Here is a 14,925-nt window from a genome sequence, read left to right as displayed (position 1 = left end):
TTACTCCTTAAAAATAAACCGCATGCTAGCACCAACTTTAGCATTTTTGAGAATTTTTGGTTTAAAAGTTGTGATTTTTAGGTAAAAAATTTGAGGAAAAAGTTCTTTTAAGTTAGCACCCATAAAATTTAAAGAATCTTCTATGGTTTGAAATTTTTGCTCTTTATAGTTGTTCTTAACGCATTTTGCAACCTTAGCATAGTCTAAAAAATCATCGCTTTTTGCCTTAATTTTAACGATGATTTTTTGTTTTTTGACACGCTCTTTAGCTAAAATTCCTATAATGCACTTAAATTTAAGCTTGATTTTTATATGACTTTGCATTCTTCTTTAAAAAGTAATCTTTTGATATTGGGTAAATGCTTATAAAGTATGATAAAAGCGATGATAAACACAGGGGCGTGAGTGTCTATGATGGGCATATCATAATTAAACACAAAAGAAGTAATAATAAAGGCTAAAAGTCCCATAAGTGAGGCTAAAGAAGAAATTTTAAAAACTTTTCCTATAATAAGCCACGCTATAAAAGCACTCAAAACTTCTAAAGGTAAAAGCACAGCCATAGCTCCAGCTCCTGTGGCTATACCCTTTCCGCCTTCAAAAAAGAGATAAAGCGAAAAGCAGTGTCCAAAAATGGTCAAAACTGCTACACTCCAAAGTAAATTTAAATCATAATTTAAGAATTTTAGCACCATAAGAGGCACAAAAGCTTTAGCAAAATCAAGCACAATGGTAGCTATGGCGAGTTTTTTTGCAAGTTTGGGATTTTCTTGCTTGACAACTCTTAAAACATTTGTTGCGCCTATGCTTTTTGAGCCTTGATTTTTAATATCGACCTTAGCAAAAATTCTAGCTAAAATCAAGCCAAAAGGCACAGAACCTAGAAGATAAGCTAAAGCGTAAATACTTAAATTTTCCATTTTTTCCTTTACTAAGCCTTTTTGATTTCCTAATTTTTACAAAATAAAATAAACAAAATTTAAATTTTTATGAGTGAAAATATTTTTAATCCTTTTTGTAAATTTTTAGTATAAAATAAGCTTTTTGTTTCATTAAAATAAGGTAAAGCGAATGAGTGTTAAGAAAAATAAAGAAATTTTAGAAAATATCTTAAATGAAAATTTGCTAGGACTAACAAAAATGCCATTATAAGTAGAATGCTAGAGCAGGAAGTGGCTGGGCAAAGAGTCTTTTATGTATGGCTTAAGCAAAATGGCTTTAAAGATATAAAGCCTGAAAATATGGATAAAAATCAAAGTGATGGGATTATTGGCAATGCTATTATAGAGTGTAAGCTTGATGAAAATGAGGAAGATGGCGTTAAAAGAGCTTATGAGGAGCTTTATCTAACTATTCCTAAAAGATTAAAGCAAAAGGGAGAAAAAATCCCCTACTACCGCATTTATGTGGAGCTAAAAACATTTTTAGTTGAAGTGTATGATTGCCATTGCAAACTTGTAAAGAAATTTGACTGGTATGAAAGCCCGAAGGAATTTAGTAAATTTTTTGAAGACACAAAAGAAACTTATGAATATGATTTGATGGATAATGAAGTCGATTTGGTTGAAGTGATTCAAAATATTTATAAGGTATTTGATATCAAAGAAAAAATTGAAGCGTATGCAAAATTAGAGCAGGGCGTTATAGGCTGGTTTAAGTCCTTTGATTATAAAAAACAAGATATTAATAGACTTATTTTAAATAATGACAAAATGAATGAAAAATATGTCCAAAAAATGCAAGGAGCGTTTTTTACTCCGCATCAATATGTCAAAATTTCAACACAATATGTTTTAAATGCCATTAAGCAGAGTCAAAAAGATGGCTATGATGATTATGTTATTGTGGATAGATGTGTTGGCGTGGGGAATTTGCAAAGTCAATTTGATAAAAAGCATTATTCGCATATGATTTTAGGGACGATTAATGAAGCAGAAGCTTTAACAGCAAATATTCGCTTTATGGATAGGGCTGAAGTTAAGGTTATAGATAGTCTTTCAAAAAGCGGAGTGGAATTTTACAAAAAAGCAATTCTTGATTATAAGCAAAAGCATAAAGCTCAAAAATTAGCCGTGATTTTCTTAGAAAATCCACCCTATGCACAAACAAATTCAAATAAAGAAGGCGGTATAAACTCAAAATATCAAAAAACTTGGGTGCATACACAAATACAAAAAGTCGGAGAGGATTTAGATGAGCAGTTTTGCTTTTCTGCTTTTGAGTTTTATAAGCCTTATGCGTATATCCACTATGGTCCTATTAAAATTTGGAAATCAAGAAATTTAATCAATAAAAAAGTCGCCGAGTGCTATTTGTGTAACCGCAAATTTTTCAATGCTAGTGAAAGTGCTATTGCTTTGATGAGCTGGAGAAATGAGGATAAATTTTATGAAGAATTGCATTTTAAAAATGATATAGATGATGATTTTGTTGTTAAAAAAGTGCATAGCACGATTTCAAGCTTATATGAAGACGAGGGAGTAGAAAACGGAATTTGTGTGATAGAAGCTAGGAATTTTTCTTTTGCCTCGCCTCGTCTTACAGGAAGTCTTAATTCAAATGCTAAATATGGCAAAAAATGGGTGAGTGAGGTAAATTTACTAAAAGTTATCCCACTTTTTTGCGCAGCAAGAGATGAAGTGAGTGAAAATGGCTACATTAGAGATGATTTTAAAGATTACCGTATTATAGATACGGTTTATAAAAGCGGTGATGGCGGGACGATTTATCAAAATGATAAGGATTTTTTGCAAAATTGTTTATTGTATGCTTTTTACACTCAAAAAAATGACTGCGATATTTATTCCAAATTTTGGGAAACTGCCGATAAATTACTAGATAATAAAAGAAAAAAGAGTGAAATTTATCAGCTTTATCAAGAACTTTGCAAGGAAACTAAGCTTAAAGGCTTAAAAAATATAGAAAAATATAAGAAAAATGAATATGGTAAATTATGGAAAGAACACAATCTTTACCCAAAAATAGTGAATTTAAAGGCTAAACTTAGAGCTTTACATTTGGATAAAATCCGACCTAAAATGCTAAAGTATGAAATTTTAAAATAAGTTATTTGCTATCTTAGGTTAAAATCCTTTCAAATTTTAATCAAGGATTAAAAATGAAACTTTTTGGAACGGACGGAGTTCGCGGCAAGGCGGGAGAGTTCTTAGATAGCTTTTTAGCGATGCGTTTAGCGATGGCGGCTGGAATTTATTTTAAAGATAAGGCGATTACAAATAATATTTTAGTCGGTAAAGATACAAGAAAAAGTGGCTATATGATAGAAAACGCCATAGTTTCAGGGCTTACCTCCATAGGCTATAATGTTATACAAATAGGACCTATGCCAACTCCTGCTATCGCTTTTTTAACGGAGGATATGCGTTGTGATGCGGGGATTATGATTTCAGCTTCTCATAATGCTTATTTTGATAACGGCATAAAATTTTTTGACTCGCACGGTAATAAGCTCAGTGAAGAGATAGAGGAAAAAATCGAACAAATTTATTTTGATGATAAATTACTTGAAAGCTCGAAAGTTACAATGGAGCAAATTGGCAGAGCAAAGAGAATTGATGATGTGATAGGGCGTTATATTGTAAGTATTAAAAATTCTTTTCCTAAAGATTTGACTTTAAAATCTTTAAGAGTTGTGCTTGATGTCGCACACGGAGCAGCTTATAAGGTCGCACCGACTATTTTTAAGGAGCTTGGTGCGGAGGTGATTGTGATGAGTGATACGCCTAATGGGCTTAATATTAATGATAATTGTGGTGCGTTGCACCCTGCAAATTTAGCTATGGAGGTTAAAAAACTCCGTGCTGATGTGGGCTTTGCGTTTGATGGAGATGCGGATAGGCTTGTCGTAGTCGATGAAAAGGGCGTTGTGGCAAATGGTGATAGTTTGCTGGGTGTTTTAGCTCTACATCTCAAAGAGCAAGGTAAGTTAAAGTCTAAAGTTGTGGCGACTATTATGAGTAATGGGGCATTGAAGGAGTTTTTAAATAAAAATGGCATAGAGCTTGAAACTTGCAATGTTGGCGATAAATTCGTGCTTGAAAAGCTTAAGGCTTGCGGGGGGAATTTTGGCGGAGAGCAAAGCGGACATATTATCTTTAGCGATTATGCTAAGACAGGCGATGGACTTATTGCTGCACTTCAGTTTTCTGCTCTAATGCTTTCAAAGAAAAAAAGCGCAAGTGCTGTCTTAGGACAAATTAAGCCTTATCCTCAACTTTTACATAATCTTAAAATCTCTCAAAAGAAAGATTTAAATAAGCTTAAAGGCTTAAAAGAGCTTAAAGTAGAGCTTGATAAAAAGGGTATCAATAGTCTTTTTCGCTATTCTGGCACGGAAAATTTAATCCGCTTATTGCTGGAGGCAAAGGATAGCAAACTTTTAGAAAAAGAGATGAAAGGCGTGGAGGCTTTTTTTAGGAAAGTTTTAAATGATTAAGCATTATAAAATTTTTTGGTTTTTTTTCATTTTGGTTTTTATCTTTGACCAAATTGTAAAAATTTTAACCTTAAAAGGTATGCGTTATCAAAGTGAGTATTTAGACCTTACTTTTGCTTTAAATACGGGCGTTGCTTTTTCGATGCTGAGTTTTTTGGAGCATTATTTAAAGTATTTACATTTAGGAATTTTACTTATTCTTTTCGCTTATCTTTTTTGGCAAAAAGAATTTTTGAAAGAGCATATTGTGGCTTTTGGCTTGATGCTAGGAGCAGGGTGTTCGAATTTGCTTGATCGTTTTATCCACGGCGGAGTTGTGGATATGTTTTTTTGGCATAAGGGTTTTGAGTTTGCCATTTTTAATGTGGCTGATGTAATGATAAATCTTAGTGTTGCTTTGATTTTGATTAAAGAATTTTTTTTAAAAAGAGGTAAAAATGACAGAATGGATTAATGAGTATTATGCGTGGATTAAATTTGTGCATTATTTAAGTTTTGTTTCGTGGATGGCGGGACTTTTTTATTTGCCGCGACTTTTTGTATATCACGCAGAAAATAGACAGAACGAGGGCTTTGTAAGTGTGGTAAAGGTGCAAGAAAGAAAGCTTTTTTGGGCGATTAGCACTCCGGCTATGATTGTGGCTATTATTAGTGGAAGTTTGATGCTTCACGCACATAAGGAAGTTTTGATGATAGGCTCTGGTTTTATGCATGCGAAATTAACTTGTGCGACCTTGCTTATTTTTTACCATATCCATAATTTTTTCTGCCTTAAAGCCTTGGCAAATGGCACTTCGACAAAGAGCGGAAGATATTTTAGAATTTATAATGAAATTCCAACGCTTTTATTTATCATCATTGCTTTAATGATGGTTGTGCGTCCTTTTTAAAGCCTTTTTAGGCTTTAAATTCCATATTTTGTGCGTTGAGTGGATCGACATCTTCACGCATAATATCAATGAAATCTTTATTTTTAAGCCTAGCATCATCTCTAAAGACAGCTCTTACTAAATCCATTCCCGTGTAAAAATCTTTCATTAAAACCATAAAAAGATATTTTCCAAATTTGCTAGCCCTTAAAATATCCCCCTCTTTGTAAATTGCTCCGCATATTTTAAGTGCCTTAAGCTCGATGAAAAGCTCTTTTTCTAGGTCGCACTTTAGTGTGTGATTAAAGTAAGTTAGTTCAATACTTCCTGAAAAAATTTCAGTCAAAAAGACATATTTAAGCCTTTCTTTTTGGCTAAAATGTGCTTTAGCAATGTTAGCATTTTGCTTTTCTTTGATGAGAGTAGTGTAGGTATTAAGATTAAAAGCGTTAATTAAAAGCTCACCATCTAAAAAGCTAAAAGCTCCACTACCAACTCCTAAATACTCGTGATGTGAGCTAACATACTCATCATTTAATTTATTTTTTTCTAAGGAGAAGCTCCAAGCATTATTTTGCGTATAATCTTTAAAAAATTCGCAAATAATTTGATAAAACTCAAATTCATTGTCTTTAAAGCTGACGCCTAAGGATTTTGCTATATTATCTTTTGTTAAATTTGACTTCATTAAAGGATAGGTTGTGATTTGTTGAGGAGATAATTTTTTAGCGATTCTTAGGTCATTTAAAAGTTGTTCTTTGCTTTGAGTAGGAAGATTGAAAATTAAATCAATGCTAAAAATGGGTAAAATTCCCAAAGCTTTTGAAATTTTTTCTTGTAAAACTTCACTAGAGCCAAATTTATGATACCTTGCAACCTTTTTTAAGGTCTCATCATCAAAACTTTGTATCCCGCAACTTAGTCTATCAATTAAGCCTTTAAACATTGAAAGTTTTTTGGGATCAATGTGATTTGGGTCGCTTTCGCAAGAAATTTCTTTAATGTTAAAAAGCTTTTTGCAAAGCTCTAAGGTCTTTAAAAGCTCCTCTTCGTCAATAAGTGTTGTGCCGCCTCCCACATACATAGCATTAAAATCAAAGCCCTTATTTTTGATGATTTTAAGTTCTTCTCTTAAACTTTCAAAATAATTTTTAGCCAAATTTTCATCATAATAATACTTATGAAAGCTACAATAAGGACAAAAAGTATGACAAAATGGTATATGAGCATAAAGCATATAGGATTTTTCTTTAGCGATTTTTGCTTGAGGTTCTTTTAAAAGCTCAACTTTAAGATTATTGTTAAGGGCTTTTTGCATCATAGTGTGTGAATATTTGAGTGCTAAATTTTGAAAGAAATTCATTATTTTACCTGCATTTAAATATAAAAGTCGTAACTTTAGCAATTTTTTACTAAATAAAAGTTAAATTTTCTTGTTTTTTGAGTGTAAAAATGCTATAAATTTTTTATCATTAAATACTAAGGAGATACAATGGAAAAAGAGCAAATTGTAGTAAATCTTAAGGATTTTTTCGCCAAAAGAGAGGAGTTTTTTCAATATTTTGACACTCATCTTAGCAAGAAAGAAAATATAGACGCTTTCGATTTTTCTAAGAAAAATGAACTTAATGCTGAAGAGGTTTATAAGCAATTTTATCATTTTGATTATGCGATAAGAAAGCTTCTGCCGCCACTTTTTAAGGCTTATGAAATCAACCCCTCTAAAGATTTAAAAAAATAAATTAGGGAGTTCTACTCCCTAAAAGACATATCAAACTTTTTTGCATCTTCTTCTATTTCTTTGCTTAAATTTTTACTCATTTCAAACCCACCACCAAAGGCTTTAATGACTTCAACGATAGAATTTGCCATAAGATAATTTGCATTAGCGTAAGAAATTTTAGCATTTAGCAAATTTCTTCTAGCATCTAAATATTCTATTAGCGGTATGCTTCCATTTTCATAACGAATGCTAGCCAAATCATAAATTTTTTGTTGAGCTTCGAGTAAAGCTTTATAGTTTTCATAATTTTGCATACTTGTTTTTCTTTGAGAAAGGGCATAACGAACCTCCGCAAAAGCCGTTTTAAGGGTATTTTCATAATTTACAAAGGCTTTATCCTTGCTAAGCTTAGCTAAATTAACATTTTGATAAATTTCACCCCAGTGAAAAATAGGCATTAAAAACTTCCCACCCACACTCCAAGCCTTACTGCCATCTTTTGCGAGAATATCTAAATCTCCACTCTCAAAACCCAAAAGTCCCGTTAAAGAAAGACTTGGTAAAAAAGCACTTCTTGCCACACCAACTAAATAATTTTGCTGAGTGAGACGACTTAAAGCAGCATTAATATCTGGGCGTTGGAGTAAAATGGTGCTTGAAATTCCCTCAGGTAAGGACTTGGCAAAATGCGTAAATTTTTGATAATTTTCTTCCTTATAAAGCACATCGTCTAACTCATCTGCTGTTAAGATTTTTAAAGCTTTTAGATAGCTTTCTTTAGTGTTAATAGCATTGATATATTGAGCCTTAACGCTTTGAAGTTCGGCTTTTGACTGAGCTAGTTCGTATTCTCCTATGGCACCTATTTCATACAAAGAACGCTTAAGTTCGTAAGTTTGAGTGTAAGCTTGCATTGTTTCTTTGTAAATTTGCATAGCCTCATAAGCATTTGCACTATTAAAATACATTTGCACCACATTGGAGATAATAGAAAGTCTCGCTGCCACATAGTCAAATTCGCTTGCTTTCAAGCTCTCATAAGAGGCATTATAATTATCGCGGTATTTTCCCCATAAATCCACTTCATAGCTTAGATTAAGCCCCATATCAAAGCTATTGTTATAACTGAAAGTTCCTGTTTTATTGTTAGGTGCGTTAATGGAGCTTTTGGCTCTATTTGCATTTGCACTAGCGTCAAGTTTTGGAAGCAGATCACTTCTGTCTATACCAAGCTGGGCGGCAGCTTGTTCCAGATTGATGTAAGCGATTTTTAAGTCGGCATTATTTTTTAAAGCTTTTTCGACTAAAAGATTTAAGTGATTATCATTAAAAGCTTTCCACCATTCTTTTTCAATGCTTACATTACTATCCATACTTGTGAAATTTGCCTCATTGATTTTAAGATTAGGCTTCAAAGAGCAAGCCCCTAGCAAAAACGCCGTTAAAATAAGCACTAAATTACGCATGCACTTTCCCCCTTTTTTTATCAAGCCAAGCATTAAAGCTTTCTAAAAGATAGAAAAATAAAGGCACAAAGAAGATTGCTAAGGTTGAAGCAGCTATCATACCGCCGATAAGCCCTGTTCCAAGAGCGTGTCTTGCGGCACTTCCTGCACCGCTTGAAATCATCAAAGGTAAAATTCCTAAAGTAAAAGCCAAAGAAGTCATCACAATAGGACGAAATCTTAATTTTGCTGCCTCCACGGAAGCATCAAAGATATTTTTTCCCTTTTTAAGATGCTCTTCCATAGCAAATTCCACGATTAAGATAGCATTTTTAGCAGAAAGTCCTATGAGTAGTAAAAGACCCGTTTGAAAATACACATCGTTATAAAAATCTCTTAACCATATAAAAAGCAAAGAGCCAAAAAGGGCAAAAGGCACAGCGGTGATAACTGCTAAAGGCATAAGCCATCTTTCATATTGTGCGGCTAAGATTAAAAAAACAAAAATCATACCCAATACGAAGGCTATGGAGCCCGTGTTTGAGTTGGTGGCTTCCTGATAAGAAGTGCCTGACCAAGCAAGAGTATAGTCCTCGCCTAAAAATTCTTTAGTAAGTTCCTCCATTACAGCCATAGCTTGTCCCGAGCTGTATCCAGGAGCTGGAGAGCCTTGAATTTGTGCAGCTGGAAAGAGATTAAAACGCTTCACATCATCAGGACCCGCACTACTTTTAAGCGTAAGGATAGAATCAAGAGCGATCATTTGTCCATCGCTTGATTTAACATAGATATTTTTAAGGGCTTCCTGGGTATTTCTAAAATCACCCTTTGCACGGACATTGACTTGGAAATTCTTGCCTAGTAAGGAAAAGTCATTGACATAATAAGTTCCTATGGTTGAGCTAACCGTAGCAAAAACATCTTGCATATTAAGTTTGTAGTATTTGAGTTTGTCTCTGTCAATTTCAAGTTTAAATTGCGGATATCTTGTATCAAGCGTTGTTCTAACTCCCGTTAATTCTACTCTTTGATTTGCTGCGGCGACTAATTTATCGACATCAGCTTGAATTTCATCATAACTTTTACCACTTCTATTTTGCGCATACATTTCAAAACCGCCCGTGATACTAAGCCCAGGTATAGGCGGAGGATCGAGGAAAAAGGTTTGTGCTTCTGGATTGAAAGCGTGTTTGATGTTAAGATTTTGAACGATTTCAAAGGAGGTTACATTTCTATCTGCCCAATCATCAAGCTGGATAAACATAGCTCCAGCATTTTCTTTAGGAGAGTTGGTAAAAAGGTCAAAGCCAATTAAAGCCATACTTGAATTAATGCCATTTTGTCCTATAATATCATTTTTAGTTGTTTTATCAATAAAATCTATGGTCCTGTGTAGCGATGAAGCGGCAGGGAGATTAATGATAGACATAATGATCCCTTGATCTTCTGTCGGCACAAGTGAGCTTGGCACATTTTGATATAAATAATAAGTCCCCCCAAGCATAATGCCAAAAATCATCACAAAACGCATTACTCTCTTTAAGATATAAGCCACGCCCGCACTAAAAATTTTAGTCGACCAGTCAAAAAAATCGTTAAATTTTTTCACAAAAATAAAAGGCTCTCCATTATTTCTTTTCAAAAATAAGGCGCATAAAGATGGGGTTAAAGTAAGGGCAACAAAGCCTGAAATCGCCACAGAAATGGCTAGAGTAAGGGCGAATTGTTTTTGAATTTCTCCCACAAAGCCCGAAATAAAAGAGACAGGGATAAAAACAGCACAAAGCACCAAAACGATAGAAACAACAGGCGAGGCTACTTCCTCCATAGCCTTAATGGTAGCGTCTTTTACTGAAATATTTGGATCTTCGTGTAAAATTCTATCGACATTTTCTACCACAATAATGGCATCATCAACGACTATCCCTATGGCTAAAACAAGGGCAAAAAGAGTGAGTAAATTCACACTAAAGCCTAATAAATAAAGTCCTGCAAAGGTTCCTAAAAGTGAAACTGGCACGGCTATCATCGGTATGAGAGTGGAGCGGAAATTCTTTAAAAACAAATACATTACGATAATAACCAAAATCAAAGCTTCAACAAAGGTTTTCAAAACTTCATAAATGGAAGCTTTTACAAAGGTTGTTGTGTCATAGGGGACATTATAGGCTAAGCCTGCTGGGAAATTTTTAGAAAGCTCTTCTAATTTTTCGCCGACTAATTTAGCGGTATTAACGCTATTTGCTCCTGATTGAAGATTGATGATGATAGGCACGGCGTCATTGCCATTATAACGCCCTTGGGCGACATATTGTTGAGAGCCTAGCTCTATATCTGCGACATCTTTAAGTCTTAAAAAAGAGCCGTCTTCATTAACTCTTAGGATCACTTCACCAAATTCTTGTGAGCTTTTTAATCTCCCTTGCATAGTGATAGAATAAACATAGGGAGACTTTTGCGTTACGGGTTCTTCACCTATTTTACCTGTGGCATATTGTGCATTTTGCTCCTCTATGGCACTTAAAACCTCTTTTGAGGTAATTTGGTATTTATTAAGCAAATTTGGATCAAGCCATACGCGCATAGAATAGTTTCTATTTCCTATCGCAAAGGCATCGCCAACGCCGGGAACTCTTTTAATATCATCGATAATGTTTAAGGTGATATAATTATAAATATCTACCGCATTCATAGAGCCATCTGTTGAATATAATGCTATAACTTCGAGTATGCTTGAATTTGATTTTCTTACCGTAACACCTAGTTTTTTAACAGCTTCTGGTAATTTAGCTGTGGCAGAAGAAATTCTATTATTCACATCAACTGTGGCTTGATTTGGGTCTGTGCCGATGTCAAAATACGCTGTAAGTCTCATTTGACCGGAGGCTGAAGAGGTGGATTCTAAATAAATCATATTTTCAACACCATTAATAGCATCTTCTATGGGTATGGCTACGCTTTCTGAGATGGTTTGTGCGTCTGCACCCGTGTAAGTGGCACTGACACTAACGGTTGGGGGCGTTAGGGTAGGGTATTGTTCCACGGGTAAAGAATAAAGTGCTATTGTCCCCGCTAAAGAGATGATAATCGCCACAACAGAAGCAAAAACGGGTCTTTCTATGAAAAATTTAGAAAACATTATTTGCTCCCCATTTCACTGACTTTAGAGCCTGGTCTTATCTTCTTAAAATTATTCATAATAATCTTATCGCCATTTTTTAAGCCACTGCTCACCACTGCATAATCATTTGTTTGATAAACAACCTTAATAGGCGTTTTAACAACCTCGCCATTAACAAGAGTATAGACATAAATCTCCTCTTGATTTCTTAAAATCGCTATTTGAGGCACTTTAAAGCCATCTTTTTGTATAAAGCCTTGTGAAGTAATAGTGGTAAAAATTCCCGGTAATAAAGTGCCATTTTGATTATCAAATACCGCTTTAGCCTTAACACTTCCGCTTTTTGCATCAATCACAGAATCGATAAAAGTTAAATTTCCTTCAACATCAATTCCATTAAGTTTAAAGTTAGCCTTTAAATTATCAAGTTCCCATTTACCACTATCAATATTGCGTTTAAGTTTTAATTTATCAGTATCTGAAATGTAAAAATCTGCATAAATAGGGTTTAAATTGGTAATCCTTACAAGTTCAGTAGAGCTGGCATTTACATAGGTTCCTATATTAATTAAGGCATCACCTACCATACCATCAAAGGGAGCTTTAACTTCGGTATAAGCTAAATCTATCCTTGCGTTTTGAAGTTCAGCTCTTGCGCTAGTAAGATTTGCTTTGGAACTATTGTAATTTGCAAGGCTTGTATCAAATTCTTTTTGGGAAATTGCCTTTTTTTCGATTAAGATTTTATTTCTTTTAAATTCTTTGTTTGCATTTTCGTAATTAGCCCTTGCATTTAAGGCTTTACCATAAGCCATATTCACATTTGCCTCAAATTTATCAGGCTCGATTAAAAAAAGCTTGTCGCCTTTTTTTACCTTTTGACCAGCTTCAAAGAATTTTTCTATGATTACTCCGCTAACTTGCGGTTTAATAAAAGCATCGTAATCACTTACAAGCTGTGCTGGATAACTAAAATGTAAAGGGATATTTTCACTTTGTGCTATTATGGTGCTAACGGGTTGAGGGGGCATTTGTCTTTTTTGCTCCTCCTCTTTAGAGCAAGCACTAAAAAGCACAGCGGCACTTAAAAATATTAAAGTTTTTTTGCTAAATTTATTCATTTCATTTACCTTAAAATTTAAATTATTTTTTTAGTAATTTATATTACTCTTTTTTAAAGAAACATCATTTTATATAAAATTAGTTAATAAAAGAGAAAAATTATCTTTTAACCCCATTTAAAAAAAGTTCAACTACAAAATTTACATGTTCTTTTTGTTCTTTTTTGCTCATAGCCTTAGTGTCAATGAGTATATTTAGAGTGTGATGTGGTTCTCTTAACATCGTGCAAAATAAGGTTGCAAGCTTTTCCGCATTTGCTTTGAAATAATCTTCTTTTTGATTTTTAAAGCAAGAAACAAGTATATTGTGGGCGAAATTTTTCTCATTATTTTTAATCCACTCCTCTAAATTTTTATCTTCACTATAAACTTGAGAATAGATGATTTTGCCAAAAGTTATAGTTTGAACTTGATTGAAAATCGCCACATATGTCAAGCCAAAATGATAGAGAATATCTTCGAGCCTTTCGCTTTCACTTTCTTTAATTTTAGAATTTAAAAGCTCAAAATGTCTTTTGCAAACATCATTTAAGATTTCAAAAAACAAACCTTCTTTATTTTTATAAGCGGTGTAGATATTAGAATATGACCCACCAGAAATTTTAATAATATCACTCAAGCTTGTTTTTGTGTAGCCTTTGGTTAGAAAAAGTTCAAGGGCGACACCCTTGATTTTTTCCTGTCTCGCTAGAACTTTTGCTGATGGTTCTTTACTTCTTTTATTCATCATTTTTTCCCTTTAAAAGAGTGTTTTTTGGATAAACAAAAATGCTTTCTCTATACACAACTATGTTAGGATCATCAAGAGCATAAGCTTTGATTTTGAGTGAAAAAATCGTATCCTTTTGACTATCGTTGGCTAACTCCTTAAGAGCCTCTAAAACAATGATTTTTTTATCCTTTGCTCCAGCCTCTAGTCTAAAAGGTTTTGTTGGTCTTAGAATTTTAACGCCATTTTCTACTCCCTCTAAAGTCGCTTCAAAATAATATTCATGTGGCTTGCTGTCCGTATTTTGAAATAAAAAAGTATAAGCGTTTGTAATTTGCAAAGTGTTATTTTTGTGTTTGATACTATAAAGTTCCGTGCTTCTATTGATATTAAGAAGCATATTTTCTTTTCTAGAACCCATCACAAAAAGTGCAATTAAAGCTATGAGCAAAACTCCAGCATAAGCTATGGTTCTAAATCTAAGATAATTTACTTTTTCACGCGTTTGAATAGCCTTTGCACTCGTCCAATTAATTAAACTCGGTCGGTTAAATTTATTTTGTATGGTGGAGCAAGCATCAGCACATTCTAAACAATTAATACACTCAAGCTGCATTCCCGCTCTAATGTCAATGTGCGTAGGACACACACTCACACAGGCTTCACAGCCTATGCACTCACCTTGAGGAGGTTTTTTATAAAGCTTAGTTTTCCCATCATAAATCACACCACCTCTTTTTTCATCATAAATCACTTGCATAGTATCGTGATCAAACATTACAGATTGAATTCTTGCATAAGGACAAACATAAACGCAAAATTTTTCCGCCAAATAAGTAATGTCTAAGGTTAAAAATAAGGACGCACAAAATAAAATTCCAAGTAAAAGTAAATGCTCACTTGGATTTTGTATATAGGTAAAAAAATCTTCAGGAGGTATAAAATACCACAATAAATTACTTACAGCCACGATAGAAATAAGGTAAAAAAGCAATATGCCTAAGAATTTTTTAAAAAATTGCCCCTCATATTCTTTTTGTTTATTATTGATATTTTTGCGAATTTTTAAAAGTTTTGTTTGAATAATATCTCTATAAATCACACGAAATATAGTTTGCGGACAGCTCCACGCACACCAAATTCTACCTGCTAAAGTTGTAACAAAAAAGATGGTTAAAAAAAGCAAAATCAACACAAAGGGCATAAGATAAAATTCTTGTGTGTCAAAAGCAGTAAAAAATAAATGCAGTTTTTTATGGTCAAAACTTAGTAAAAAAAAGTGATTATTATTAATTCTTAAGAAAGGTAGGGTAAAAATAATAATGGTAGCGATAAGATACCATATGTATCTTTTTTGCGTGTAGTGAGTGATGTGTCCTTGCATAGGAAAACTCCTTATGTTTAGTTTTTATTAATTGTAATGCAAATAAACAAAAACAATTCTTAAATAAAAATTTTATTTGTTACAAAAATATAAGAAT

13 protein-coding genes are annotated in these 14,925 nt (G+C 33.4%); 5 read left to right on the top strand and 8 right to left on the bottom strand.

Going from position 1 to position 14,925, the window contains the following annotated elements:
* Both CVULP_RS05025 and plsY read right to left on the bottom strand, forming a co-directional pair.
* Positions 1-324, bottom strand: coding sequence for a dihydroneopterin aldolase (locus CVULP_RS05025; RefSeq protein ID WP_099461089.1), 324 nt, complete (start codon positions 322-324; stop codon positions 1-3).
* Positions 309-920: a glycerol-3-phosphate 1-O-acyltransferase PlsY gene (gene plsY, locus CVULP_RS05020; RefSeq protein ID WP_099461088.1), complete on the bottom strand. Its 612-nt coding sequence runs from the start codon at positions 918-920 to the stop codon at positions 309-311. Before plsY ends, CVULP_RS05025 begins: the two co-directional genes overlap by 16 nt.
* Positions 921-1,157: 237 nt before the next feature.
* Here plsY and CVULP_RS05015 point away from each other — a divergent pair, with 237 nt between their 5' ends.
* Genes CVULP_RS05015 through hemJ form a run of 4 tightly spaced genes read left to right on the top strand, consistent with a single transcriptional unit; the run spans position 1,158 to position 5,346 of the window.
* Entirely contained in the window at positions 1,158-3,065 is a 1,908-nt protein-coding gene (locus CVULP_RS05015) for a hypothetical protein (RefSeq protein ID WP_252195530.1), read from the top strand.
* A 53-nt stretch (positions 3,066-3,118) separates the two neighbouring features.
* The gene (glmM, locus tag CVULP_RS05010) at positions 3,119-4,456 is read left to right on the top strand and encodes a phosphoglucosamine mutase (protein ID WP_099461087.1); all 1,338 of its coding nucleotides are present in this window, start codon (positions 3,119-3,121) and stop codon (positions 4,454-4,456) included.
* Positions 4,449-4,910 (top strand): signal peptidase II, encoded by a 462-nt coding sequence (lspA, locus tag CVULP_RS05005; protein ID WP_099461086.1) that lies wholly within the window; start codon positions 4,449-4,451, stop codon positions 4,908-4,910. The genes glmM and lspA overlap by 8 nt, the downstream gene beginning before the upstream one ends.
* Positions 4,894-5,346, top strand: a complete 453-nt coding sequence (gene hemJ, locus CVULP_RS05000; RefSeq protein ID WP_099461085.1) for a protoporphyrinogen oxidase HemJ — start codon at positions 4,894-4,896, stop codon at positions 5,344-5,346. Before lspA ends, hemJ begins: the two co-directional genes overlap by 17 nt.
* Before the next feature lie 7 nt (positions 5,347-5,353).
* On the opposite strand, the gene CVULP_RS04995 is transcribed toward hemJ, so the two are convergent.
* Positions 5,354-6,688 (bottom strand): coproporphyrinogen III oxidase family protein, encoded by a 1,335-nt coding sequence (locus CVULP_RS04995; RefSeq protein ID WP_099506986.1) that lies wholly within the window; start codon positions 6,686-6,688, stop codon positions 5,354-5,356.
* Positions 6,689-6,817: 129 nt separating this feature from the next.
* Here CVULP_RS04995 and cmeU point away from each other — a divergent pair, with 129 nt between their 5' ends.
* Complete coding sequence (gene cmeU / locus CVULP_RS04990) at positions 6,818-7,066, top strand: CmeU family protein (RefSeq protein WP_099461083.1); 249 nt, start codon at positions 6,818-6,820, stop codon at positions 7,064-7,066.
* An 11-nt stretch (positions 7,067-7,077) separates the two neighbouring features.
* On the opposite strand, the gene CVULP_RS04985 is transcribed toward cmeU, so the two are convergent.
* The 5 genes from CVULP_RS04985 to ccoG form a co-directional block, all read right to left on the bottom strand.
* Positions 7,078-8,514, bottom strand: coding sequence for an efflux transporter outer membrane subunit (locus CVULP_RS04985; protein WP_099507001.1), 1,437 nt, complete (start codon positions 8,512-8,514; stop codon positions 7,078-7,080).
* Positions 8,507-11,632 (bottom strand): efflux RND transporter permease subunit, encoded by a 3,126-nt coding sequence (locus CVULP_RS04980; protein WP_099506987.1) that lies wholly within the window; start codon positions 11,630-11,632, stop codon positions 8,507-8,509. The genes CVULP_RS04985 and CVULP_RS04980 overlap by 8 nt, the downstream gene beginning before the upstream one ends.
* Positions 11,632-12,735, bottom strand: coding sequence for an efflux RND transporter periplasmic adaptor subunit (locus tag CVULP_RS04975; RefSeq protein WP_099461081.1), 1,104 nt, complete (start codon positions 12,733-12,735; stop codon positions 11,632-11,634). The genes CVULP_RS04980 and CVULP_RS04975 overlap by 1 nt, the downstream gene beginning before the upstream one ends.
* Positions 12,736-12,835: 100 nt before the next feature.
* Positions 12,836-13,465, bottom strand: a complete 630-nt coding sequence (locus CVULP_RS04970; RefSeq protein WP_099506988.1) for a TetR/AcrR family transcriptional regulator — start codon at positions 13,463-13,465, stop codon at positions 12,836-12,838.
* Positions 13,455-14,828: a cytochrome c oxidase accessory protein CcoG gene (gene ccoG / locus CVULP_RS04965; protein ID WP_099506989.1), complete on the bottom strand. Its 1,374-nt coding sequence runs from the start codon at positions 14,826-14,828 to the stop codon at positions 13,455-13,457. Before ccoG ends, CVULP_RS04970 begins: the two co-directional genes overlap by 11 nt.
* Positions 14,829-14,925: the final 97 nt, after the last annotated feature.

The organism is Campylobacter vulpis, assembly GCF_014217995.1.
GTDB classification, from domain to species: Bacteria; Campylobacterota; Campylobacteria; order Campylobacterales; family Campylobacteraceae; genus Campylobacter_D; species Campylobacter_D vulpis.
The sequence above is the reverse complement of the archived record's forward strand: the minus strand, read 5'-3'. Positions and strand labels throughout refer to the sequence as shown.